The organism is Flavobacterium sp. ALD4 (assembly GCF_002836475.1).
Taxonomy (GTDB): Bacteria; Bacteroidota; Bacteroidia; order Flavobacteriales; family Flavobacteriaceae; genus Flavobacterium.
Genome location: NZ_PJBJ01000010.1, coordinates 1 through 479 on the forward strand (window position 1 = coordinate 1; position 479 = coordinate 479).

The 479-nt window shown below is 34.0% G+C and carries 1 pseudogene; it reads right to left on the reverse strand.

Annotated elements, in window-relative coordinates:
• Window positions 1–479, reverse strand: a pseudogene (locus tag CXF59_RS00115) (hypothetical protein); the annotation flags it as partial.

Here is a 479-nt window from a genome sequence, read left to right on the forward strand (position 1 = left end):
CTACAATATCACTGCTTTTTACAACTGCAATTTTAGGGTTTTGACATAATCTTGTTATTGTACCTGATGAACCTGTAACAGGATCTCCTCCTAGAACTAAGGCGTCTACGGTTGCTTGGTTAGTAACATTTCCTGTATTAATATCATTTTGCGTTATTGCATAAGTTGCTGTATATATCCAAGTTTCATTTACATCTAAACTCATATCACCATCAGTATCTCCACTTGCTAATAATATTGGAACGACAGGATTTGGAGCCGTTAATAAAGGGTCGGTAATTGTAATATTCGTTATTGATGTAGTACCTGGATTAGTTACAGTAAAAGTATAAGTAATAGTATCTCCCACACTTGTGCAGGTTCCAGTATTATTTAATTTAGATTCTTTCACTATCGAAATTAAGCACTTATTTACCGTCACCAGTACTGATTTTACAGTAAAGCATCCAGTAGCAAATTCACTTCTGATATAATAGGTA